The 24,452-nt window shown below is 69.4% G+C and carries 16 protein-coding genes and 1 pseudogene; 10 read left to right on the top strand and 7 right to left on the bottom strand.

Annotated elements, in window-relative coordinates:
* Positions 1-5 precede the first annotated feature (5 nt).
* From ABTW87_RS01195 to ABTW87_RS01185, 3 genes are all read right to left on the bottom strand, one after another.
* On the bottom strand, positions 6-2,009 hold the full coding sequence (locus tag ABTW87_RS01195; RefSeq protein ID WP_350647332.1) for an ATP-binding protein: 2,004 nt from the start codon (positions 2,007-2,009) through the stop codon (positions 6-8).
* Complete coding sequence (locus ABTW87_RS01190) at positions 2,006-2,695, bottom strand: hypothetical protein (RefSeq protein ID WP_350647331.1); 690 nt, start codon at positions 2,693-2,695, stop codon at positions 2,006-2,008. The genes ABTW87_RS01195 and ABTW87_RS01190 overlap by 4 nt, the downstream gene beginning before the upstream one ends.
* Positions 2,696-2,771: 76 nt before the next feature.
* Positions 2,772-3,554: a hypothetical protein gene (locus tag ABTW87_RS01185; RefSeq protein WP_350647329.1), complete on the bottom strand. Its 783-nt coding sequence runs from the start codon at positions 3,552-3,554 to the stop codon at positions 2,772-2,774.
* A 116-nt stretch (positions 3,555-3,670) separates the two neighbouring features.
* On the opposite strand from ABTW87_RS01185, the gene ABTW87_RS01180 reads away from it, so the two are divergent.
* On the top strand, positions 3,671-6,973 hold the full coding sequence (locus ABTW87_RS01180; RefSeq protein WP_350647328.1) for an NACHT domain-containing protein: 3,303 nt from the start codon (positions 3,671-3,673) through the stop codon (positions 6,971-6,973).
* A 342-nt stretch (positions 6,974-7,315) separates the two neighbouring features.
* Here the strand turns inward: ABTW87_RS01180 and ABTW87_RS01175 are convergent, their stop codons facing one another.
* Positions 7,316-8,302, bottom strand: a complete 987-nt coding sequence (locus tag ABTW87_RS01175; protein ID WP_350647326.1) for a PIN domain-containing protein — start codon at positions 8,300-8,302, stop codon at positions 7,316-7,318.
* 325 nt (positions 8,303-8,627) lie between these two features.
* Between ABTW87_RS01175 and ABTW87_RS01170 the strand changes: the two genes are divergently transcribed.
* From ABTW87_RS01170 to ABTW87_RS01160, 3 genes are all read left to right on the top strand, one after another.
* On the top strand, positions 8,628-10,565 hold the full coding sequence (locus tag ABTW87_RS01170) for a hypothetical protein (protein WP_350647324.1): 1,938 nt from the start codon (positions 8,628-8,630) through the stop codon (positions 10,563-10,565).
* Between the two features lie 691 nt (positions 10,566-11,256).
* Positions 11,257-11,448 carry a hypothetical protein gene (locus tag ABTW87_RS01165; RefSeq protein ID WP_350647322.1) on the top strand — a complete coding sequence of 64 codons (192 nt, stop codon included), beginning with the start codon at positions 11,257-11,259 and terminating at the stop codon, positions 11,446-11,448.
* Complete coding sequence (locus tag ABTW87_RS01160) at positions 11,445-12,548, top strand: hypothetical protein (protein ID WP_350647320.1); 1,104 nt, start codon at positions 11,445-11,447, stop codon at positions 12,546-12,548. The genes ABTW87_RS01165 and ABTW87_RS01160 overlap by 4 nt, the downstream gene beginning before the upstream one ends.
* A gap of 205 nt (positions 12,549-12,753) precedes the next feature.
* Here the strand turns inward: ABTW87_RS01160 and ABTW87_RS01155 are convergent, their stop codons facing one another.
* Complete coding sequence (locus tag ABTW87_RS01155) at positions 12,754-13,875, bottom strand: TadA family conjugal transfer-associated ATPase (RefSeq protein WP_502891509.1); 1,122 nt, start codon at positions 13,873-13,875, stop codon at positions 12,754-12,756.
* A complete protein-coding gene (ssd, locus tag ABTW87_RS01150; RefSeq protein ID WP_350647593.1) occupies positions 13,872-14,927 on the bottom strand; it encodes a septum site-determining protein Ssd in 1,056 nt (351 codons plus the stop codon). Before ssd ends, ABTW87_RS01155 begins: the two co-directional genes overlap by 4 nt.
* A gap of 550 nt (positions 14,928-15,477) precedes the next feature.
* On the opposite strand from ssd, the gene ABTW87_RS01145 reads away from it, so the two are divergent.
* The 4 genes and pseudogenes from ABTW87_RS01145 to ABTW87_RS01130 all read left to right on the top strand — a co-directional run bounded on the left by ABTW87_RS01145 (position 15,478) and on the right by ABTW87_RS01130 (position 18,131).
* Entirely contained in the window at positions 15,478-15,828 is a 351-nt protein-coding gene (locus tag ABTW87_RS01145; protein ID WP_350647319.1) for a hypothetical protein, read from the top strand.
* 548 nt (positions 15,829-16,376) lie between these two features.
* Positions 16,377-17,180, top strand: coding sequence for an HAD family hydrolase (locus ABTW87_RS01140; protein ID WP_350647317.1), 804 nt, complete (start codon positions 16,377-16,379; stop codon positions 17,178-17,180).
* A gap of 154 nt (positions 17,181-17,334) precedes the next feature.
* Positions 17,335-17,607: pseudogene (locus ABTW87_RS01135) on the top strand (isoprenylcysteine carboxylmethyltransferase family protein); the annotation flags it as partial.
* A complete protein-coding gene (locus tag ABTW87_RS01130) occupies positions 17,502-18,131 on the top strand; it encodes a TetR/AcrR family transcriptional regulator (protein WP_350647315.1) in 630 nt (209 codons plus the stop codon). The pseudogene ABTW87_RS01135 and the gene ABTW87_RS01130, both read left to right, overlap by 106 nt.
* A 46-nt stretch (positions 18,132-18,177) precedes the next feature.
* Here the strand turns inward: ABTW87_RS01130 and ABTW87_RS01125 are convergent, their stop codons facing one another.
* Positions 18,178-18,924, bottom strand: a complete 747-nt coding sequence (locus ABTW87_RS01125) for a Fic family protein (RefSeq protein WP_350647313.1) — start codon at positions 18,922-18,924, stop codon at positions 18,178-18,180.
* A gap of 261 nt (positions 18,925-19,185) precedes the next feature.
* Between ABTW87_RS01125 and acs the strand changes: the two genes are divergently transcribed.
* On the top strand, positions 19,186-21,174 hold the full coding sequence (gene acs, locus ABTW87_RS01120; RefSeq protein WP_350647311.1) for an acetate--CoA ligase: 1,989 nt from the start codon (positions 19,186-19,188) through the stop codon (positions 21,172-21,174).
* Positions 21,175-21,447: 273 nt separating this feature from the next.
* Positions 21,448-24,234: an immune inhibitor A domain-containing protein gene (locus ABTW87_RS01115; RefSeq protein WP_350647309.1), complete on the top strand. Its 2,787-nt coding sequence runs from the start codon at positions 21,448-21,450 to the stop codon at positions 24,232-24,234.
* The last annotated feature ends 218 nt before the right edge of the window (positions 24,235-24,452 follow it).

Below are 24,452 nucleotides of genomic sequence, written 5' to 3'. Positions count from 1 at the left end.
CACAGCTAAAACATATGGTCGCTGTCGGTGGTAATGACCCGGTCGTCGGGCAGCAAACCCTCGATCAGCGACGGGGTGGCCGTCGTGAGGACGATCTGCAGCGTGGGCAGTTCGTCCGCCAGCTCTACCAGTGCCTTTATCAGCTTGCGTCCCGGCTCCGTCGTTACCTCCTCCGCCCCGACAGCATCGATGAGCAACAATCCGGGGTGGGACGCGGCACCTCGCCGAGTGCTGATCCGCAGCAGGGCGATCACGGTGGCGATCCGCATGCGCAGGCGCTCGCCTCGGCTGAAGTCATCGAAGGGTGTTCTCTCACCGTCCTTAACCGCGTTGATGTTGCCGTTGCGCTGGACGTTCACCGAGTCGAGGTCTGCGACTCCGAAGCTGCGCGCGAGATCGACGATATGACGGTTCAGGTCCGGGAAGAGATGCTGCGCCGCGGTCTTGACCACGCCTTCCACCACGGTGTGGACATCGTTGAGGATCTTGCCGGCGGGATCCGGTGGTGTCGGCACGCCGTCATAGTCCGACCCAGTGGCCTGTAGCTGGCCCTCCCGCCGCGCCACCGTGAGTTCGAGTTCGCGCATCGACTGATACGCCCGGCCGACACTGACCTCGTTCAGGTCGGCGACGGCGACTGCGTGGCGGTGCTGGGCCTGCGCCAAGGCATCGGCGTGGGCATCGAGCTTCATCCTGGCCTGCTGGCGCGCCTCCCGGCCGGCTTCCAACTGCGCCTCAAGTTCGGCGAGCCTAGCGGCGGCGAGCTCAGGGTCCACCGATGGCAGCGGACGGGTGCAGACAGCGCAGGAGGCATCCTGGCGCTCGCCAGCGTATCGGTCCGCCTCGAAGGGCATCTCGCAGCGTGAGCAGCAGGTCGGTCGCAGCCGGCCCAGCACGCGCCGAGCCTCCTCCGTCTCCTTGGCGTCCATCACCTGCTGTTCGGCCAACAACCAGACCTGTTCAGCGGCTCGGTGCGCGTCCTCGGCAGCCGCGTGCGCCTCTCTCGCGGCGCGTAGGTCCGCGAGGGAGGCGTCGACGGCCGCTAGCGTCGCCTCCGCTCGGGGGCTCACAGCCTGCTGCACTTCGCCCAACCGGCGGCGAGCATCGTCCAGCTCCCGCTGCCAACGCTCGCGCTCCTCCCGGCGTGCCGATCGGTCCTGGGTTGCCCGATGAGCGGCCTGATTCGTCGACTTCGTGTACCGCTTTTTTGCTGCTGAGAGGTGAGTCAGGAGCGAGGCGTACGGGATGCCGATAAACAGCTCCAGCAGCTTCGCCGAGAGCGACTGCACGTCGCCGAATAGGAGCTTGTCCCCACCTGGGTTGAGGTAGCACGCGCCGAAGTAGGCCGGCCAGCCGTGCACCTGGCCGGCGCCCTCGCCGTCGAGCCCTCCGGTCTTGTCCCACAGCTCCGTGTAGTCCAACCCGAGGGACTCGCGCATGAAGGCCCCGAGGAGCTGCTCCACCGGCTCCTCGCCACGGGCGGCGACCAATGTGTGCAGCGCGTCGTCGGCGACGGTGAGCAGCTGATCCTCGGTATCTGCCGACAACAGCACCGCGCTCACGTGGGGCCGCCCTGTCGACACGTCCTGAGTCAGCACCACGCGGACGTACTGGCCACTGACGATGACATCGACAGCGACGCGCCGTACCCACGCCTTGACGTGCTTAGGGAGATCGCGCGGGCGTCCACGCAGCGCCCAGACGAGAAACTCCAGCAAGCTGGTCTTACCGGCGGAGTTGCTCGGGTGCATGATCGCCCAGACACCGGTATCCAGACGCTGGTCGACCTTGATCTGCTCCCCGTTCTTCTTGACGCCGTCGACGCGCAGCCGCAGTGCCTTGATACGTCGATGCGGCGGGATCGGGCTGGGGAGCCGAATGCCGGCTTCCCGCAGCACAGTCTCCACCTCTTCGACCGTCGCTGAGGACTTCGCCGCTGCGGCGGCCAGCAGCTCGCCGGGGCTGGGCGGTGTCCAGGTTGGCGTGGCCGTGCTCGCTGTGGCGGTCATCGGATCAGCTCCCCGACGCTCGGCTGGGCCGGAAGAGTGGCTCGAATCGCGGTGAGCCGGCGGCGTGCCTGCTCAGTAATCGGCGGGATGTACGAGCCGATGGGGGTAGCGGCGTACTCGCGCTGCAGGTACTGGCGGTCCTTGATGTGACTGCCGCCCAGACCGTCGACGAGGGCTACCACGGTGTTGGTCCGCTCGCTGTACCAGGCCAGCGAGGGCGCCTCCGCCAGCAGGCCCCCCGCCGTCGCCTGCCCCTTCTCAAGCAGGTAGTAGTTGTGCTGGATGACCCGCTTCTCGCCGAGGCGGTCGTGCTTGCGCGCGAGTCCCTTCTCGACGAGAACGGACAGGGCGTTGTCCAACTGCTCGAAGGCGCCGAACCGGTGGCGCAGCATGGGAAAGCGGCGGAGGTCCGGCTCCTGCGAGGACAAGATGCGTTCTGCCTCGTCCAGCAGGCCCGGCGAGTCGGGGTTGGCCTGGTACTCGTTGAGCAACTCGTTAGCGAGGTAGTCCGGATAGCGGACCCAGAAGTCCAGCTTCTGCAGCCGCACCTGTGTATGGACGACGCCCACGGCGTCTATCGGGGCTTCGCTGTCCCCGCCCACCGGCTTGGCCGCTGCGTTGATCAGCAGAAGCAGCCGGACGGCGTCCTGCCAGAGGCTGGCTTGTCGGACCATCGCATCAGTCACAAGTACAGCCAACCGGACCACCGCGCTAGGTGTCTAGACCAATGCTCACCGTGCGGTGCCGATGTGGCCGACCGGGTCACCTGAAATACCGGCGGCGGAGGGCCTGCAGGGAGCGTCCCCGCAGGTCCCCCGCCTTGGGCGTGATGTCGATCAGGAAGCCCTCCCAGTCCCTCAGCCAGCGCTGCCCCGCCGCATCGCGGAACTCCATGCTGACGTCGACCATGTGCTGCCGGTTTTCCGCCGGCACCGCCTCATGCAGCTCATTCGGCATTGGCACCATGACTTCCCCTTGGTGCGGGGGCACTACCCGTATCGCTTCGCTTGGAATGGCGTACTCGTCGACCCGGTCCGGGTGGCCAGCGATCTCGCTGGGGCGGAAAAAGACGACCACGTCGTAGATCGGCAGGTTGGAGGCGTTGAAGATGTTGGCACCCCACCACCCGTCCCCCCAGAGTATGGTTCTCCCGCTCCCGCTCCCGCTCCCGCTCCTGGTCCGGAGCGCCGAGGGCTCGCCCTTGGCGAACCAGGTCGACACCAGTTCGGCCTGTGCGCGTCGCTCATCGAGCGCGCGCTCACGCCGCTCGTCCTCGGCCCGCATGTCACGGTCGGACTCGATCTTGTAGACCTGGAAGCCGACGATGCCCGCGACGAGGGCGAGACCGAGGGTGGCGACATTCGCGATCGAACCGATCCACGTCGCGACGTCTCCAAGTTCGGCCCTAGTCAACGAGACGGCGAGCCAGGGGCATGGCGGTAACACAGGCTGAGGGTAAGGAACGCGTGCGACACCCGCCTTAGTGATCACCAACGTTCGCGTCAGTGTTTTTGCGCTGGCGACGGCACCTTCGGTCTTCGTCACGCAACCCGGACCCGCTCTCGCGAGAAGGCCGGCCATACGCCGTGTGTAGCTGTGCCCGACTGACGGGTGTGCACAATGATGAATTGCTCCGATCCCTCGTCCTCAGGAGCCGTCGCATGGCCAAGACACTCAGTTACGCCGACGCCGCGTTGCTGCTTGGCGGACGGGACAGCCCAGTAGTCGCCGCGTTGGACCGGGCCACTGGAGGGCTCATGCTGGCCGCGGTGCCGGCCTTTCCGGCGATACTCGGATGGTTCGACGCAAAGGTAGAGTTTGTCCGGCTCGGAAAGGATCTGGTACGAGGACTCGCCGAGCGGCGTAGCGGTCTGTCGCGATACGGCCGGACTCAGCGGATCGAGGCTGCCCACTCGGTGCTGGTGGTGACCGCGTACTTCGAGGCAATGGCGGCAGCGGACCTGCCGTTCCGCTTCGCCGACCTCGACCTGTCCCGCGCGGAGCAGGAGTCGTTGGCGGCGGCTGCCGCAACTGAAACGATCGGCACTGTTGCCACGTCGGGCTTGGGCTCCCCGGTGCCGCTGCCGCGGCCATATGAGCCCGAGGAGCAGTTTCGAGAGCGTCTGTTGCGCTATTACAGCCAGCTTTCGGCCGGGATGGTCGCGTTCATACGGGGCCTGTACCTCGCGGACTTGCTGAGCGAAAGCGCGGAGCAGCGGGCCGGCGCCGTGCTCCGCGGCCTGCCCAAGCTGGCCGTTGAGCGGTATGCCGAGCTGATCCGCCAGCTCGCGGTCGACTTCCCCGAGGTGGCGCTGTGGTCGTCTAGCCGGGACCACGCCGCCACCCGAGCGGAGATACACGGTCTTGGTACAGCGCTGGCCACCCTGCACCGGTTGCTTAGTGACATCTCTACAGGGCGAGTGCCCGGCGAGCGCCGGACCAGCCTGGCCAACGCCTATCACGCAGCGCTAGACCGGCCGATTGTGGACAGCACCGACGCTCCCCGAGGGCTACAGATCCCAACGCTGGCGCAGGCGTACGTGAAGCCCCTATTCCGGGCGGCGAAGGTAGACCCGGATGTCCAGGCGAGCGAGGAGCTGTGGTGGATTCAGCAGCCGCTCCGGGATGACTTAGAGGAGTTCATCACCGGCCATTTGACCTCACCGGAAGCGGCTCTCGCGCCGCTGCTCGTCCTCGGCCAGCCCGGGTCTGGGAAGTCCGTGCTGACCAAGGTGCTAGCCGCAACGCTGCCAGCCGCCGACTTCCTGCCGATCCGGGTGATACTGCGCGAGGTCCCAGCAGACGCGGAGTTGCAGGACCAAATCGAGCGTGCCATTAAGTCGGCCACCGGCGAGCGAGTGGAGTGGCCGGAACTGGTCCGATCGGCCCCAGACGCGCTGCCAGTGGTGATGCTGGACGGGTTCGACGAACTGCTCCAGGCAACCGGAGTCAGTCAGACCGACTACCTGGTGAATATCGCCCGATTCCAACGCCGGGAGGCCGACCAGGGCCGGCCGCTGGCGGTCGTGGTGACCAGCCGCACCAGCGTCGCAGATCGAGCGCGACCGCCCGAGGACACGGTAGCGCTGCGGCTGGAGCCGTTCGACGATGAACGCGTAACGGCGTGGCTGAATACCTGGAACTCCACCAACACAGACCAACTGACCGCTCGTGGTCTCAAACCGCTGCCAGCGTCTGCGGTCCTGCGGCACCGAGACCTGGCCGGTCAACCATTGCTGCTGCTGATGCTCGCCCTGTACGACGCCGACGACAATGCGCTGCAGCGACTCGCTGGGGACTTAGGCCGTGGAGAGCTATACGAGCGGCTGCTGCGCAACTTCGCGGCGCGAGAGGTGACCAAGCACTGCCCTTCGCTGAGCCAACGGGACCTGGACCGGGCCATAGACGAGGAGCTGCACAGACTAGCGGTGGTAGGCCTAGCCATGTTCAACCGGGGCACTCAATGGATCACCGAAACGGAACTGGAGGCCGACCTGGCGACCCTGTTCGGCCCGGCGCCGACGGCTGACCATCGAGACCTACGCGCGGCCCTCGGGGCGGCAGAGAGTGCGCTCGGCCGGTTCTTCTTCATTCACCGCTCACGGGCCTCCCGCGACGGTGCCGAGCTGAGGACGTACGAGTTCCTGCACGCGACCTTCGGCGAGTTCCTGGTGGCCTGGCTGGTTTGGCTGGCACTGCACGAGGTTGCCGCTCGGCAAGCCGCGACGGCGTTCGCGCTCGGTTCGAATCAGGGCGACGATGACCGGCTGCACGCACTGCTCTCATTTGCCCCGCTTTCCAGCCGCGCACCCATCCTTAGCTTCCTCACCGAGCGAGCAGACGCAATGCCAGCTGCCGACCGGAGCAAGCTAACTGACGTGGTGATCCAGCTGTTCCGGGCAGCCCACGACCCACGGCCGCCTCGCAGCCACGCCGAGTACCAACCCCGCCGCCTGGCCCTAACCACCCGGCACGCGGCGTACAGCGCGAACCTCGTGCTACTCGCCGTCTGCCTGGCCAGAGAACTGACCGCGGCAGAACTATTCGGCGCTACCACCGACCGTGTGGCCGCCTGGCACCGTGAAGCCCTCCTCTGGCGATCACAGCTCAGCAGCGAGGATTGGTCGGGGATCGGGCATACCCTCACGCTGCACCGGATCTGGGACGGCGACCTGCGGGACATCCAGCTTGAACTGGCCGCCGGCGAAATCAAGCCGCCACCGATCGACCCGGCCTGGACGTATGCATTGGCTAACGCGACTAATCGCATCGATGTGTACGGGCAGCACAGCCCGGCGGTGCTGTCCCGCAAGGGCTACCTGCAGTGCGGGAACCTGGACGACATCGCCCTGTATACCCTCGCGCCGCTGTTCGACCACCTTGGCAGCACGGTAAACGCGTTCGTCGCGTTCGGCGACGACCGCTACGGCTCCGCCGCGCAAGCGCTGTTGGCCGCCTGGCTACTGCCACTCCGCGAGACGACCAGCGATGAACGGCAACGGACCTACCTGCGCTGCGCCAAAATAGCGGTAAGCCATGTGCTGAAGGACGATGAGCAGCCTCGCTTTGCCCGCCTACTGGTCGATCGCCTCATAACGGATTCCGACACGTCCGCCGCTCTGGTCGCCGAGGTGCTCGAGCTATTCATGACCTCACACGTTCTAACTACCAGCGAGGAAGCGAAAGCGACACTCGCACGCTGCGGCTTGGCTTTCCTTAATTTTCCACTATCCGAGCAAGCCCCACATGACGAACGAGTAGCCGAGGCTCTCATCGCCATGCTCTCCTGGCCGTCGGAACAGGACCCTCGGCCGGTTGCCCAAACGTGGGTCCGGCTGGCAGAACTCGGTTACTTCGCCGACGATCATCATGTCGACGGCTGGCCGGCCTGGCCGGACCTTACTGAGCGCCTGTTCATAGCCTGCCGGCGCGTCCGTAAGCGCGAGCGACGAACGAGGGAGTGAGCTCGGCGGGAGGTTCGTCGGCTCGGGCCCCCCGGCGGCCGTCCCGTCGACGCGCGCCCACACGCCCTGACCATCGGCCGCACGGCCTGGCGCCGACTACCCCGTTGCTGGCCACTACGCCACGGCGCCGTCCACTACCCGCCCGGCGCCTGAGCCCACCACGACGCTGCGGCCCGCGGCCGTGGCGCAATTGGGCACCGACTCGTCGCGCGGTGGCCACCTCGAAAACGATCACGTCCGGCAGTTGGGTCGGCTCGACTGACCTTCGCTCTTCGCCGGGTTCGCTCATTGGATCTTGCACATCCTTGCCAGCGGGATGCCGAGCATTCGGTGTCGCGGATGTCAGCCGGAGACGCCTGCCGGGCCCCGTTCGTCTCGCCGCTCTCCGTCGTCCGCCTCTCCCCCGGGGCGGCGTCGCGCCTGCCGCTTCTTGTCCTTCGGCGACTGCTCCAGCCAACGTACCTGGAGCCCCGCAGCTCGGCCGCGCATCGCCATGCCCGTGTCATAGGTGAGCAGTCGGACCTGCTTGCCGGCGAGGGTCTTTATCGCGAGAGCACGGCTGACGATCTCGTCATCGTTGTTCGGCAGCCGGACGTGGCCGGGCGGGTCGAGGACCACCTCGATAGTGACCTGGCCTCGCGCGGTGTCGTCGTGGCTCATGTCCTTCTCCCGCATCAGGCCGCCCTGCTGGTCGATCCGGTCGATGTAGGCCAGCGAGTAGGCGGCCTTCCACCCGTTCCAGCCGGACCGCTTGCCCTTGTCGAGTTCGTCGATGACTACGAGGGGCACCAGGATGTGGATCGGTTCGAAACCGGCGTGTAGGAGAGCGGCGAGGTCGATGTCCTCGATGTGCTGCGGGTGTTCCATGTAAATGTTTGTGTCGAGCACGGCCAGGACGGCGTCGCGTTGGAACCGCTGCATCTCCTTGGTCAGAGATTCACGGGCGGCGTTCAACGCTTCGACATGCTCGTCCATCAGCATCCCGAGCAGCCCGTTCAGCTGCCGCGCACCATCTTTGGATGCAGATTGAGGGTAGGACTCCACGCCGTACGGATCCTGAGCGGCTGCCAGGTTGACGTCGCGTAGTGCGGCGGCCGCCGTCAGCACGACCTCATAGTTCCTGCCGGGGATCAGGTGCTCCAGGCTGTCCGGGTGGATCTGGCGCCGCAGCATACGGCGGATCTCATGCGTCCATTCCAAGTAACGCTGGGCTCGTTGCACGGCGGAGATCGGACCAGCGGCCTGTATGGAGACGAGTGAGTTGTGCAAGCTGTTGAGCGTGTCGAGCAGGTGTTCCCGGTTCACGCCGGGAACAGGGGTGATCAGCACGACGGTGATCCTGCCTCGCAGAGTGCTCGCGCGCCAGCATAAGGGCATCCATTGTTGCGGATCTTCGCTCCCCGGGGTATTCCCTGCCACACCTTGTGGAATCGAGGAGCGTTCACGGCCGACGCGCGGGGAGGCCGGGCCAGCGCCGGGCCAGCGCCGGCCAGCGAGGCGCATTGCGAAACCTCGATAGCCATTGCCCCAGCGCGGCGGATGTCCGACGGGAGACGACACGCTCAGCCACAACGCACCTCGTTGCCCGGCAGCGTGGCTGGGTTTGCATGTCCTTACTGGACTGTTACCATTCGCGCAACAGAAGGGTTTAGAAATGACAGTCGCACGTTCCCGGCCACACACCCTCGCGCAGTTCGCCCGTCGGGCACGGATGAGCGCGCAGCGGCTGCGGGTTCTGCACGGCGAGCGGCGGCTGCCCGCCCCGGACGACGTCGACGCCGACGGCAACGAAGTGTGGACCGCCGCCACCATCGACCGGTGGCTGCGCGCCACGGGCCGGACGGTGCCGGACGACGCGGTATGGCCGTTCGGGTGGGCTGACGCCACCGAGCCCGCCGAGGTCATCTGGACCGGCGACATCCCGCTGCCGCGCGGGCACTCCGCGGCGGTCACCATCTTCGACGGCGCCGGTCAACCCGTCATCTACGCCGTCGGCTACGCCGGCCAGGACGTCAGCCGCGACACCATTGCCGAGGCCGCCATCGCGCAGCTCGACCCGGACCGCCGGCCCGGCGCGGTCGTCGTGCAGCCCTATCTGCTCGACCCCCGATCCGACGGACCGTATCCCCATCTGGAGCTATGGCGGATGCCCGAGCAGGCCGAACCGGCTCAAGAGCCAGCCTCCGTTCCGCTGCCCGGATTCCTGCGTCGACTGCTGCCCACCCGTGAGCCGGTCGCGGTGATACCGCCGGCGCCCTTGCTGGGCAGGCGCCGCCGGCCGGGCACGCCGGAGTACGCCGGCAGCGTCTTCGCCTCTGAGGTCGCCCGGGTTTTGGGCCGACCCGTGCCCCTGTGGTGGGCGGGCACCATTACCTCGCAGGTCGTGCGGACCGTCCGGCTGCTCGACCAGCCGACCCCGCTGCGCATCCCCGACACGATCACCGACTGGCCGTCCGCCGTCAGGCGGCTCGTCGCCGCGCTCGAGGGCTCCGTGCACACCACCTATCCGCAGGCCTTTGCCCTGCTGGCCCGCCAGACCCGTGCCGTACATCAGGAGGTGACTACGTCCCTGAGCCATCCCACCACCGGTGACGGCTGGTACCTGGCTGCAGCTCCCGAACCGCCAACCTGGCCCGCCGTGGTGGAACAACGCGCCGCCATCGCAGCGAGCCGCGACTTTGACACGGACGCCGCCGCCGCCGAGCTCGACCGGCTCACCGAGGTCGAGGCCGACCTGCCCTGGAAGTCCGACGACCCGTACGCCGGCGCACTGCACGAGGCGATCCTGCTGCTGCGCGGCAAGCTCGCCGCCACCCACCCCGACCGGGTCTACACCTTCCCCGTCGCCTACAGCTGGCCCGACGCCCACGGCCCGATCTGCGACGAGTACCGCCGGCACCTGATCCGCCTCACCCCCGCGGAGCCCCACGGCGACCCGGACCGCCCCACCCGCCGACTGGTCCGCCTGCTCACCGAGGACGCCCACGACACCGTCGTCACCGGCCACCAGTTGCTCGACCGTGCCCGCCAGCGCCTGGTCAACCTCTACCGCGACCCCGATGGGCGCCTCGTCGCGCACCTGGCCGCCGGCGCCTCGCACCTCGCCGACGAACTGCTGATCGAGTGGCCAACCTGTATGCCACCAGCCGGCTGGACGGCACAGACCGTGATCGCCGCCGACAAGACCTACTCCGCCACTGGACTGTTCGCCGTCACGCCCGGTCCGGATGGAACGCTGCTGCCTCCGCAACCGGTCCCGAACCCAGGCGACGAGCCCCGGTTTGCCTTCGGCTACGGCGGCAACTCACCCGCTGCCCTGTACCAGGCCCTCGTGCGGTGCGCGCTAGGCGAGTGGGACGCGGCGGCTCAGGAAAGCTGGGTCCAGCAGGTAGCCGACCACGCGAACGACGACCCGGGCCGACCGCACAGCCGGCTCTGGCAGCGGATCACCGCCAGCCAGGGAGCGCTGCGCCTGTCGTGGGCCGACGTCCAACAGTGGGCACACGACGACCAAGAGGCCCTACGCCGGCGGCACGTGCGAGCGTCCGGTCACCGCCTCGAGCGGCACGACGCCGAACCAGGTCGGCAATGACCGAGCATGGCCCCGGCCGGCCAGCGTGGTCCGGTGACTGAGCCTACCGCCGTCGCCGCGCCACCTACCCCCACGCCGACGTGCGGCGTCGCTTCTTACCCGGGGTGCTGACCAGCCCAGACCTCGAGGGACGCTGCTGTGACCACGCCCGGCTTGCTCGATGCCACCACAACCGGGCCGCACCTCGACTACATCTGCCCGGCCTACGGCGCGTACTGCTGCCTCCTGCCACCCCGCACCGCTTTGCGCGGCTACCGCATGGCCTCCGAGGAGTCCTGGCGCAAGATCGTGACGCAGGAGGGGTCTGCGCCACCTGCGGCAGCGGTCGCCGATCTCCCGGCTCCGCTCAACGTCGACCACGAGCACCTGTGCTGCCCCGACCACAAGCGCACCTGCGGACTGCCCTGCGCCGGGCGTCACTCCGCCCATCGCCACAGCGGTGGTCGCGGGGAATTTCCGCCTCTCCGCTACGACCTCTCAGCGACCACACAGTCCTGGTATCACCATTACAACTGTGTGGTCGCTGAGGGGGGAAACGCTCCAAGATCGCTGGCGCGACAGCGGGCGAAAAGTCAGCCATCCTTGGCCTCGTCGCGCCGACCGGCGCGAGACAGACGAGGGGCCCGTCCCCCGATCGCCCTGGAAAGCACCGAGGGGCGGACCCCTTGCCGTAGCAGTTGGAGCGTCGCACATGAACGAACTCGCTGACCAGCTCGGGTGGAGCGTGATCGTCCTCGCCCTGCCCGTGGCCACGGTGACGATCGGCGTCGTCCTGATCGCGCTGGCCGCCCTCACCGCCCGCCGACCCGCCACCCGCCGCCACTACCTGCGCGTGCTCGCCTCGCTGACCCGGTACGTCACCGCGCTGCGAGGCGAGCGGTGACCACGCCCGCGCCGGCGGAGGTGTCGGCCGCCGACCGTGCCCGGGCGGGCTTGGTCAAGGCACTGCGCGAGGCGTACGACGCCGACCCGTCCCGTCCGCTGGCCACAGCGGTTCGGGCGAACCTGCGGCACCTGTGGCAGCACGGCGGCCGCAAGGGTGACAACGGGCCCGGCAGGAATCCGGAGTGGATCTACATCCGGAAGTCGTTCGTGGTGCAACCGGCCGACGGGCCGACGCCGGCGATGTCCCGGCTGATCAACTCACGCGGGTTGCAGCTGCGCCTGTTCCTGCTGATGCTGTTCGACGCGCAATGCCGGTACGGGCCGGGCGACACCGTCCGCAACGTTCGCTGGATCAGCGGGAATCCGGCCGAGGAGTACGAGCCGTGGCGGCAGCTCGTCCTCTCCGAGACACTGCCGACCACCGGCACCGCCCGCACGGCGGCCGCCCTGCGCGCCCGCCAGATCACCGAGGCGATGCGCGCCCTGGAGGACGAGCACCTGCTGCAGCTACCTCGTCAGCGTCCCGACGGAGCGCGCCGCCGCTACGACCCCGACGCCAACGGGGCGAGTTGGCAGCTGCACGCCGAATCGAGCACCGCAGAGGAACACCCCCGATACGTCGTACCCGAGCCACGGACGGCGTTCCGGATCGCGCCGGCGTTCTTCACCAACCTCTGGGTGTTCGCCCTCACCGACACCGAGCTCGCCGCGTACCTCGCGCTGGCCATGCTGCGCGACCAGTTCCCCGCCCGACACCAGCAGCAGGGCGTCTACCTGCGCGCAGACGACCGCGAGGAACGCTTCCGGCTCACTCGCGCGACATGGAGGTCAACCGAGCTGCTACACCGCTTCCGGCTGGTCGACCGGGCACGCGACCCTCGGCGCAACTTCCGCACAGGCAAGGTCGGCGACCGGGACAACCGATGGGCGAACCGACAGGTCATGCCCGCCCTGTTCACCGTCAACGACACCGCGCTGGACCGGCCCGCACTGGACGCCATCCACCAGTTCCTCACCGCACCCACAGCCGAGGACCAGCTGCGGCGCGAAAAGGGCCAAGCCGCGGTCGAGGAGGCTCGCTCGTTGGGCGGGCTGTAGGTCGAGGCCTGCCCCGACCGCAGGATTCGACCAGGGCAGTGGCTGGTCTCCCTGACCAACGCCTGTCGTGGTCCTCCGTCCCGGACCGCCCGCTGAGATACCCGCCGTCATCGACCTAGCCGCCAACGAGGACGAGCTGCACCGTACCAACGGGCACCTGCAGCCCGCGTACAACCCGGCCGGAAGCTCCGGCGAACCCAGCTAGTCAGTGCCCCAGCGGTTGAACCCGGCCGGACCGCCTCCGAAAGTCGAGCCGGACACGCTGTCCCGGGAGAGGAAAGCCGAGGATCCCGCCGGCCGTTGACTGGAGAGGGTGCGGGCCTGCGGGCACATGCTGCCGGTTCGGTAGAGCTCCGCCCCTCACGTCCAAGCAGGCAAGGCTCGGACCTGAAATCTTGGGCGGAATGCTGAAACTCCTACCGAAAAGAATCTTGAGGTACCGCAGCCTTCGGTGAGAACCGACACCACCCTCGTGGCCGGTGTTGAGCGCCGCCAGCAGGTCGACCACCTCCCGGCCCCGGCACTCGCCGACCACCAGCCGGTCCGGGCGCATCCGCAGAGCCTGCCGGACCAGGTCGGTCAGCCCGATCGCACCGGAACCCTCCACGTTGGCCGTCCGGGCCTGCAGACCCACGACATGCGGGTGACCCGGTTGGAGTTCAGCGGCGTCCTCCACCAGCACGATGCGTTCCGTCGCGGGCACCAGACCGAGCAGCGTGTTGAGCAGCGTCGTCTTGCCGGATCCGGTGCCGCCCACGACGAGGTACGCGAGCCGGGCCGCCACCACCGCGGCCAGCACCGGGGCGACCGAACGTGGCACCGCGCCGTGGCCGACCAACTCGTCGAGCGTGAACGGGCGCTGCCGGAAGGTCCGCAGGGACAGGTACGGGCCGTCGGTCGCCACCGGGGGCAGCACGGCGTGCAACCGGGTGCCGTCGGCGAGGCGGGCGTCGACGTACGGGCAGCCGTCGTCCAGCCGCCGGCCGGCGCCGGACGCGAGTCGCTGCGCGAGGCGGCGTACGTCGTCCACCGAGCCCATCGGTACCGCCACCTGCCGGAGGCCCTGCCCCCGGTCGACCCACACGCGTACGCCGTTGACGAGGACGTCGGTGATCTCGGGGTCCGCCAGCAACGGGGCCAGCGGTCCGGCACCGACGAGGTCGTCGTGCACCCGGTCGGCCAGGCGAAGGAGCGTGGTGTCGCCGAGCACGGCGGCGGTCGGCTCGGCCCGTACGGCGGACACGATCGCGGCCGGGGTGACCGGCTCGGCCGACGACGCGATGCGCTGCCGGACGCGTCTGGCGAGGCCGCCTCCGTCCGGGGTCACGCCGCACCCGCCGTCGACCTGCCGGTCAGCTCACCGACGAGCCGCTGGCACAGGGCGGCCAGCGATCCACGCCCGTCCGCGGCCGGCGCGGTACCGCGTTCCAGTCCTCGGCCGAGCGCGGGCTCCGGGCGCAACGTTCCGGCCAGCGGAAGACCGAGAGCCCGCGCGACCTCGGCGGCCTTGAGCCGACCGGGCGCCGGCCCACGGACGATCAGGGCGAGGTCGGCGCAGTGTGGAGCGGCGGCGGCGACCACGCGGGCGGCCGCCGCCGTCGCGCGGAGTTCGGCGGGCACCACCACGAAGGCCCGGTCGACCGACTGCAGGGCGGTCACCGCCGCGTCGTCCAGATGCCGGGGCAGGTCGACGACCACCACGTCCCGATCCCGGCGGGCGGCGTCGAGGGCCGCCGCCATCGCCGGAGCCGGCAGCGGCAGGAGGTCACCCCGGTCCCAGGAGAGGACCACCAGGTCGCCCCGGCTCGGCAGGACCCGCACCAGCGTCGGCGCGTCGACCCGTCCCTCGGCGTCGGTCAGCGCAGGCCAGCGCAGGCCGTCGAGCTGCTCCCAGCCGAGCACGAGGTCCAGCCCGCCGCCGAGCGGGTCGGCATCGACGAGGAGCGTCCGCAGCCGTGAGCGGGCCGCCGTGACGGCGAGGCCTCCGGCGAGCACACTCGCGCCGGCTCCGCCGCGCCCGCCGAGCACGGCCACGGTCCGGGCGCCACCCGCTACGGGCTGGTCCGGGCCGCACTCGGCGAACCGGTCCACCAGCCAGGGCTCCGCGGCGGGCAGGGTGGCCACGTGCTCGGCCCCCATCAGGTCGGCTACCTCCCAGCCCGGGTCCAGCTGCCCCGACCGGCCTACCAGCACCAACCGCCGCCGGTACGGCAACCGCGCCCGTAGGCAGGGCTGCGCCTGATCGCTGCCCACCAGCACCAGCGGCGCCGGCGACCAGCGCGACCGGGCCGCAACCGGGTCCGGTGCGACGTCGACCTCGACCCCACCTGCCGCGGCGAGCCGAAGCAGGTCGTCGAGCAGATCGCCGTCGGACGTCACGAGCAGGGGCAGCCGCCGAGGGGGCGGTACGGAGGTGCGGGGTGGCATCACGGCCTCCAGGCGTCGGCTCGGATTCGCTGACTCGGAACCCTGCCCGTCCCGTCCGCCGCTCGTCGGTCCCGCGGCGCTGCCTGTGGACAACGGAGGCGCCTGTGGACAACGCCCGCATCGACAGTTGATCTGCTATGCGTCGCCGCCGTGAGAACACCCGTATGTCGAGGTCAGCCAGCGGATCGCGGTCCACGCGTACGCAAAACGGGGACGGTGCCCGTCCTCAACGCACGAGGCGAAAAAGACCGCAGTGGGCGCGGGACGACCGGCCGCCTCGGCCCGGGATCGAGAACTCGGGCCATGAGGGGGAAGTCATCGACCGTCCGGCCGGCCGCGCCGACGGCGCTCAGCGACGTCCGCCGGTGTTCGGTTTGCGGCCTACGTCAAACCTTGGGCTGCCTTCTTGCTGCCCAAGTGATGATGTCTCTTGCACGAGCCTTCAGTCAGCAATTCGTCAGGCCAACTTGACGTCAGGGCGGCCTGACGCCATGCTGGCCACATGCCTACACCTGATGAAGTGGAACGACAGGTCACCCTGCAGACGGCCGTGGTTCGCTACGAGGAGCTTCGCCTGCGCGACGCCCTGGCACCCCCGGGCCAGGACCCAGCTGACAGCGACGGAGAGGGCAGCCCGCTGACCAAGGATGAGGCGCTGGAACTCCTAGCCCTGGGCGAGGTAATCATCCGTAAGGCGAGCTACGGTCGCCAACTGACCGTTCGCACCGCGCGCTCAACAGGGGCCTCATGGACGCAGATCGGTGCCGCTCTTGCCACAAGCAAGCAGTCGGCATGGGAGACGCACATGCGATGGCTGGAGGAACAGGGCATCGGGACGACGCTGACTCACTGACACCCTGGCGAGCCGACCACGCCTGCACCGCCGGGTCATGGGCCACGAGCAGGCGTCGACGACGTCGAATCGTTATACGCACACCCCGGACGACCATCCCGTTCGCGTCCTGGCCGCCTTCAACGACTCCGCTGCCTCCAGCCGGCGAATCAGCCCCGGAAGGCGTGTCCGACGAGGATGGGGAGGGCCTGTGACCTGCGGCGGAAGCAAAGGTGGCAGATAGGGACGACCCCCGCCGGGGGGAGACGGGGGTCGTCGGGAGGTTCGGCTCCGGGGGGTCGAGCCGAACCAACTCAGCGGTCACGGGGGGTGCAACCGCCGAGGGTCTGCTGGTTGTCCGAGACATGAACGCTCGTCGTGCCGACAGTCTGCCTGAGTGAACCTGGCTACGTCGAGTGGTGTAGCCTCCACTCCCTGCGAAATCCTGTTCGCAGAGTGTGATCGCGGTCACGCAGAGCAGACGTGGTCGTCGGCCGGCCCGCAGGTCCGAGGGTCGGCGGACCCCGGGCACCCGCAGACCATAGACCATCGGACTAGACTTTCGCGCCGTGGGCCGAAGTGCCGCTTTTTTCGATCTGGACAAGACCGTCATCGCCAAGTCGAGCGCCCTGGCGTTCGGTCGGCCGTTCTACCGGGACGGCCTGATCACCCGGCGTGATGTGGTCAAGTCGGCGTACGCGCAGCTGATGTTCCGGCTGGGCGGCTCCGACGAGCAGACCATGGCCCGGACCCGGGACTACCTCGCCACCCTGTGCAAGGGCTGGCAGGTGGAACAGGTCCGCCAGATCGTCGCGGAGACACTCCACGAGCTGATCAACCCCTACGTGTACGCGGAAGCCGCCGCCCTGATCGTGGAGCACCAGGCGGCCGGCCGGGACGTGGTGCTCGTCTCGGCGTCCGGCGAGGAGATGGTCCGGCCGATCGGCGAGCTGCTCGGCGTGACCGACGTGATCGCCACCCGGATGGGTGTGCTCGACGGCCGCTACAGCGGGGAGATCGAGTTCTACGCGGCCGGCCCGGCCAAGGTTGACGCGGTGGGCGAGCTGGCCCTCAAGCGGGGGTACGACCTGGCCGACTCGTACGCCTACTCGGATTCGTACACCGACCGCCCGCTGCTGGAGTGCGTCGGCCACCCGACCGCCGTCAACCCGGACCGCCAGCTGCGCAAACTCGCCCTGGAGAACGCCTGGCCGGTCCTGGAGTTCCGGCATCCGGTCCCGCTGGGCCGGCGGCTCCGTGATCGGCCCGCCGTACCCGTCGCGGCCGCCGCCCTCGGTGTGGGGGTTGGCGTCGCGATCGGCATCGCCTGGTACGGCCGCCACCGGCGCACCCGCACCGCCCCCGTCGCCTGACGGCCTCGCCGCAGCCCAGACGACCAGACCGTGCCGCGCTCCGACGCACCCTCCGGCTGAACCACGGCGTCGTCTCATCCCCCTTGATCGGTCGCTCAAATCACCTTACCCTCCGATTGAGCAGACGCTCAAGCGGAGAGCCTCGGAACCCGGGGGCGGCGACGGCCACGCGGAACGGGGGGTGGCCGTCGCCGCCCTCGATCTGAGAGCGTCTGAACCTGGGTCGGTCCTCCGTCGGACGGCCCAGCCGCGGGTGACCTGGCTGGCTCAGCCGGCGACCGATGCGATGATCGCACCGCCACCACCAGCGGGAGGGGAGCGATGTCCGACACCAAGCGCCGGCTGCTCGACGGCACGATCACCGCGATCGGGCAGCACGGCATCGCCGGCGTCTCGGCCCGCACCATCGCCGCCACAGCCGGGGTGAACCAGGCGTTGGTCTTCTACCACTTCGGCAGCGTCGACGAGTTGCTGGCGGCAGCCTGCCGGACGGGCACGGCCGAACGGGTGGCGCACTGGTCGCCGCGGCTGCGCAAGGTCCGGTCGCTGCGCGAGCTCCTCGACGTCGGGCGTTCGCTGCACGAGGAGGAGCGGACGCTGGGCAACGTCTCGGTGCTGGCCCAGATGCTCGCGGGCGCGCAGGCCGACGAACGGCTCGTCGCTCCGACCGCCGAGGCACTGCAACTGTGGGTCGACGAGATCGAGTGGGTCCTGCGGCGGCTGTTGGCCGGCTCGCCGTTCGCCGAGGTCGCCGACGTGCCGGGACTGGCCCGCGCCGTGTCGGCCGCGTTCATCGGCCTTGAGCTGTACGACGGGGTCGACCGGCCCGCCGCCGACCAGGCGATGGCGGCGCTGGACCAGCTCGCCGTACTCATCGAGATCGTGGACGACCTCGGCCCGATCGCCCGGCGCGCCCTCCAGAGCAAGATCAGCCGGGCGGCGCGCCGCTAGCGGGCACGGCCCGCCGCGGCTCAGCCACCAGCGGGCACGACCCGCGTCAGGAGGCGGCCAGCACCTCGTCGCCGATGGCGGTGAGTTGGTCGGCACCCACCTCGACGGCGCTCATGTAGTGCCGCAGCCACGAGCGCAGCCCGTCCGGGGTACCGGTGGCGAACGCACCGGCCGAGCCGACGTACTCGGGCTCCCGCTCCCGGTGGCCGACATCCACGGCGAGCAGGCCACGCGGGTCGAAGCCGCTGGACAGCAGCACCAGCCGCGCGGCACCCCGGGCCACCACTCCGGACGGCCCCGCGAAGGGCCGCAGGTTCAGCAGCTCACCGTGGACGACGGCGGCGAGCACCAGCGGCGGCACCTTCGTGCCGCCGGCCGCCAGGGCGGCCAACCCGTCCAGCCGCGCGGCCACGACGGCGTCGTTGACCGGGCGGCCGAGGTCGGCCTCGGGTACGACGTCCCGCGCGGCGAGCACGTGCAGCTTCGCGAGGGCCTGGCGGGGGGCCTTCGGCCACAGGTCGCTCAGCCCCGGCAGCGCCCCGGCGACCCGCAGCGTCCCCTGGAGCACGGGTTCCGTGACGGTGCCGGCCCGGACCTCCTCGCGCTCGTGCGCGTACCCCTCGAGGGCGGCGCTGGCCACCGCGGACCGGAGGCTGACCTCGGCCGCGACCTGGCCGCCGTGCCGGCGCAGGGCGCGGTGCCGCAGCGCCTCGTCGAAGCGCTCGCGGGCCCGCTGCACGGCGGGAGCGACGTCGGCGAGCGCGAGCAGCGGGGCGAGCGGGTCGTCGGTCACCCCGCCACGCTATCGACCGGCGGGTACGGCCAGCGGGCGAGCCGCCGGAACGCGACGGTCGCCACTCGCGGGTGTTAACAAGGGGCCCTTCCTCTACCGCAGGCGTTAACAGGGGGCCCTTCCTTGCATCAGCCGCCGCCTGGCGCGCGTCAGGGGCCGCTCGGCGCGACGGTTCGCCGCCGACGGTCGCCTGCGCACGGTCGCACCGCTAACCTCTCCAGCGAGAGACGCAGGTCACCCCGAGCGACGAGGGAGTACGGCATGAGCGAGGCATTGGCCAATCTGCTGAACGAGACACGCCAGTTCCCGCCGCCGGCCGAACTCGCCGCGAACGCCAACGTCACCGCCGCCGCGTACGGCGAGGCGGACGCCGACCGGCTGGCTTTCTGGGAACGGCAGGCGGACCGGTTGGCCTGGGCGAAGCGGTGGGACGAGGTGCTCGACTGGTCGAGGCCGCCGTTCGCCAAGTGGTTCGTCGGCGGCCAGCTCAACGTGGCGTACAACTGCCTGGACCGGCACGTCGAGGCCGGCCGCGGCGACAAGGTCGCCATCCACTGGGAGGGCGAGCCGGGCGACACCCGCACGATCACGTACGCGGAGCTGCACCGCCTCACCTGCCAGGCGGCGAACGCGCTGACCGACCTTGGGGTCACCGCCGGCGACCGGGTGGCGATCTACCTGCCGATGGTCCCGGAGGCGGCGGTGGCGATGCTGGCCTGCGCCCGCATCGGCGCCACGCACAGCGTGGTCTTCGGCGGCTTCTCCGCCGACGCGTTGACCAACCGGATCCAGGACGCCAGCGCGAAGGTGGTCATCACCGCCGACGGCGGCTACCGGCGGGGGAAGCCCTCGGCGCTCAAGCCCACGGTCGACGAGGCGGTGGCGAAGTGCCCGTCGGTCGAGCACGTGCTCGTGCTGCGCCGCACCGGCGAGGAGGTCGCCTGGTCGGAGAAGGACCACTGGTGGCACGAGACGGTGGAGACCGCGTCGGCGGAGCACGTCGCCCAGCCGTTCGACGCCGAGCACCCGCTGTTCATCCTCTACACAAGCGGCACCACGGCCCGCCCGAAGGGCATCCTGCACACCACGGGCGGCTACCTGACCCAGGTGTCGTACACGACGCACGCGGTCTTCGACCTCAAGCCGGACACGGACGTCTACTGGTGCACCGCCGACATCGGCTGGGTGACCGGTCACTCGTACATCGTCTACGGTCCGCTCTCCAACGGCGCCACCCAGGTCATGTACGAGGGCACCCCGGACACCCCGCACAAGGGCCGGTTCTGGGAGATCGTCGACAAGTACCGGGTCACCACCCTCTACACCGCGCCCACGCTGATCCGGACGATGATGAAGTGGGGCGAGGACATCCCCGCCGGCTTCGACCTGTCGTCGCTGCGGCTGCTGGGCAGCGTCGGCGAGCCGATCAACCCCGAGGCGTGGATGTGGTACCGGCAGCATGTCGGCCACGGCGCGCTGCCCATCGTGGACACCTGGTGGCAGACCGAGACCGGCGGCATCATGATCTCCCCGCTGCCCGGCGTGACGCACGCCAAGCCGGGCTCGGCGATGACCGCGCTGCCGGGGATCAGCGCCGACGTGGTGGACGACCAGGGCCAGTCGGTGCCGAACGGTGGCGGGGGATACCTGGTGCTCAAGGAGCCGTGGCCGTCGATGCTCCGGACGATCTGGGGCGACGACAACCGGTTCATCGAGACGTACTGGTCGCGCTTCGGCGCGGGCGCCAACACCGGGGACGACTGGGTCTACTTCGCCGGTGACGGCGCCAAGAAGGACGACGACGGGCACATCTGGCTGCTCGGCCGGGTGGACGACGTGATGCTGGTGTCCGGCCACAACATCTCCACCACCGAGGTGGAGTCGGCACTCGTGTCGCACCCGTCGGTGGCCGAGGCGGCGGTCGTCGGCGCGACCGACCCGACCACCGGGCAGGCCATCGTCGCGTTCGCGATCCCGCGCGGCAGCACGGACACCTCCGGCGAGGCGGGTGAGCAGCTCATCGCCGACCTGCGCAACCACGTGGCGCGCACGCTCGGGCCGATCGCCAAGCCGCGGCAGATCATGCTCGTTCCGGAGCTGCCGAAGACCCGGTCCGGCAAGATCATGCGGCGGCTGCTGCGGGACGTGGCGGAGCACCGGTCGCTCGGCGACGTCACCACTTTGCAGGACTCGTCGGTGATGGACCTGATCTCCGCGGGCATGGGCGGCGGCAAGTCCGACGAGGACTGACGGCAGGCGTACCCCCGTGACGGGGTGACGGTCCTCGCGGACCGTCACCCCGTCGTCGTATCTGACGCCCACCCACTACACCGTGTCGCCCGGCGTCACATCGGTCGGTCGGGGGAGGCAGGAGAAGCTGAACGGACACAGGCTGGTCCCAGCCCTGTCGTTCATCTTCCTTCTGATTTAGTTTCACGCAGGTCGGGCCGGTTCGAAGGCCGTCACATCGATGACGAGCAGCGCCCGACTTCCTCCTCGCCCATGCCCGAGAAACGGAGCGGCATGAACAGAAAATCGCAATCCGGGTCGCGTCGACGCCTACTCGTCGCGCTGCCCGCCCTCGCCCTCGCCGCCACGTCACTGACCGTGACTGGCGGGTCGGCGTCGGCACAGTCCGGTCCGGCCCCGGCCACCATCGGGGCGGACGAGTTCTACATCAACTACGCAGAGCCGGCGGTGCAGCCGGACACCGAGGGTCGCGAGGTCAAGGGCAAGGGCGGCGTGCACGCTCCGGCCGTCGACAAGGCGCGGGCGTACGACCGCAAGTTCGCCCGCGGCAACCCGGTGGCCGCCCGCCAGCTGGCGAAGACCGAGGCCAAGGCGATCAAGACGGGGAAGAGCCCCCGGCAGATCAAGCAGGCCGAGGGTACGCAGACCGCCAGGCTGCTGACCCTGCTTGTGGAGTTCAACGAGAACGCCAACGACGACTTCACCGACGTGTACGTCCCCAAGACGGTCTTCGAGGACCGGAGCTGTGTCCTCGGCACCGTGCAGAACGGACCGCTGCACAACAACCTGCCCAACCCCGCGGACCTGCCCCGCGAGGACAACAACACGATGTGGGTGCCGGACTTCTCGCCCGAGCACTACAACAAGATGCTCTACACCTCCGAGGGCATCACCGAACGGGTCCGCACCGACCTGACCGGACCGGACGGCAAGCCGGGCATCAGCCTGGCCGGCCGGACGATGCGCAACATGTACCTGGAGATGTCCAAGGGCGCGTACACGGTCGACGGGCAGGCCAGCCCGTGGATCAAGGTGCCGCACTCGGAGGGCTGGTACGCGGCCTCGCGGTGCTTCCAGGACGAGAACGGCGCCTGGGTGGCCGGGCGGCAGCAGGCGATGAACGGTCACCCGGACAACCCGCAGGGCGCCGGGCGGCTGGCCACCGACGCGATCGACGCCCTCGCGGCGATGGACCCGGACTTCCCGTGGGCCGACTACGACATCGAGGACCAGGGCGACCGGGACGGCGACGGCAACTTCTTCGAGCCGGACGGCGTGATCGACCACCTGGTGCTGGTGCACGCCGGCAAGGGCAAGTCCAGCGGCGGCGGCGCGCAGGGCACGTACGCCGTCTGGGCGCACTCGTCGTCGGTTCCCGGCGGCTACACGATCCCGGGCACCCAGCTCAAGGTGTCGAACTACATCGTGCAGCCGGAGGACGCCGGCCTCGGGGTGTTCGCCCACGAGTACGGCCACGACCTCGGCCTGCCGGACCTCTACGACACCTCCGGCAACGCCGACTCGGACGTCGACTTCTGGGATCTGATGGCCTCGGGCTCGCACTCCGGCGAGATCTTCCAGGCGCTGCCGACCCACATGGGTCTCTGGGACAAGTGGGTGCTCGGCTGGGCCGACCCGCTGGAGGTCAACCCGGGTGACGACCCGCGGGCCGTGCAGCTGGGCCAGACCTCGCGGACGCCGAAGGGCACCAAGGACGGCATCAAGATCAACCTGCCGGACAAGGTGATCACCCTCGCGGAGCCGCACAGCGGCGAGAACATGTGGTACTCCGGCGCCGACCAGGACTGGGCGGACGTCAAGATCGCCCGCGAGGTCGCGGTGCCGGCGGCGGCGGACGCGAAGTTCTGGATGTGGAACAACTACGTCATCGAGGCGGACTGGGACTTCGGCTTCGTCGAGATCTCCACCGACGGCGGCGCGACCTGGGCCGAGCAGAAGGTCTACGACTCGACCGGCAAGCTGGTCTCCACCGATGACGGCTACGCCGACCCGAACGGCCGCATGGTCGACTTCGGCAACAAGAAGTACGGGCTCAGCGGTGACACCCACGGCTGGCGGCACGACTACGTCGACCTGTCGGCGTACGCCGGCACGACCATCCAGATCCGCCTCCGCTACGCCACCGACGAGGCGTTCGTCGAGCGGGGCTGGTTCGCCGACGACTTCTCGGTCACCGGTGGTGGCGCCACCACGTGGAGCGACGACGTCGAGAACGGCACGGCGGGCTGGACCGCCACCGGCGGTACGTTCGTCGACTCCACCGGGGCCGGCTGGCACATCGACGGTGGCACCTCCGTACAGGTGCACTACTACCTGGCGGAGTGGCGCAACTTCGACGGCTTCGACGAGGGCCTGAAGTACGCGTACGACACGGTCTACTCGCGGGACGCCTGGAAGGTCGACAAGGTCGCCTACAACGCCCCCGGCATGCTGGTCTGGTACCGGGACACCGCGCTCGGCGACGTCAACCACGTGACCGCCCAGGCGACGGCGCTGCCGAGCTACGGCGCCAAGGGCGGGCTGCTGATCGTGGACTCGCACTTCGACCCGCTCCGCCGCCAGGGCGCGGCGGCCGACAAGGACCCGTCGGTGCTGGACAACCTGCCCAGCCGTCCGCAGTCCTCGAACGCGGCCTTCTCGCTCAACCCCACGTACCCCTTCAAGGAGTGCCTGGAGGCGACGGGTGAGCCGTACAGCGAGTACTGCACGGACTTCGGCGCCCTGCCGGCGGTCCCGGCGTTCACCGACGCCAGGGGCTGGTACCCGGGCATCGAGGTGCGCGGCTCGTCCCTGTACGCCCGGGACGCCGACGCGTCGGTGGTGATCCCGTCCAAGGACCACCTGCCCTACACCACCCGGATCACCAACCCGGACGGCAGCCCGGCCACCGCCCTGTACGGCACGGACCTCGGGTTCACCGTCCTGGGCTCGGGCAACCCCGGTGACGCGGGCGCCGCGTACGGCGTCTCGATCACCATCAAGCGGGCCGCGAAGGACAACTCGTACGCCACGGTGTACGTGACCCCCGCGACTCCCTGACCTGACAACCGTCCCCGATCAGCGGGGCCCGGACGGAGCGAAACGGCTCCGCCGGGCCCCGCTTCCTGTTCGCGCTTCCCTGACGTAACCCCTGCTCAGCGCCCTTCTTACGAGAGCAGAGGATGTGACAGTGAAAAGCATTCCCAACAACATCTTGCAACAAATTCACGTGGCAGTCTTCCCACCCGTCACACAGATGTCTATGTTCACCATTGGTC

This window comes from Micromonospora sp. NPDC126480 (genome assembly GCF_040302465.1).
Lineage (GTDB): Bacteria > Actinomycetota > Actinomycetes > Mycobacteriales > Micromonosporaceae > Micromonospora.
This window is presented reverse-complemented; position numbering and strand designations above follow the sequence as displayed.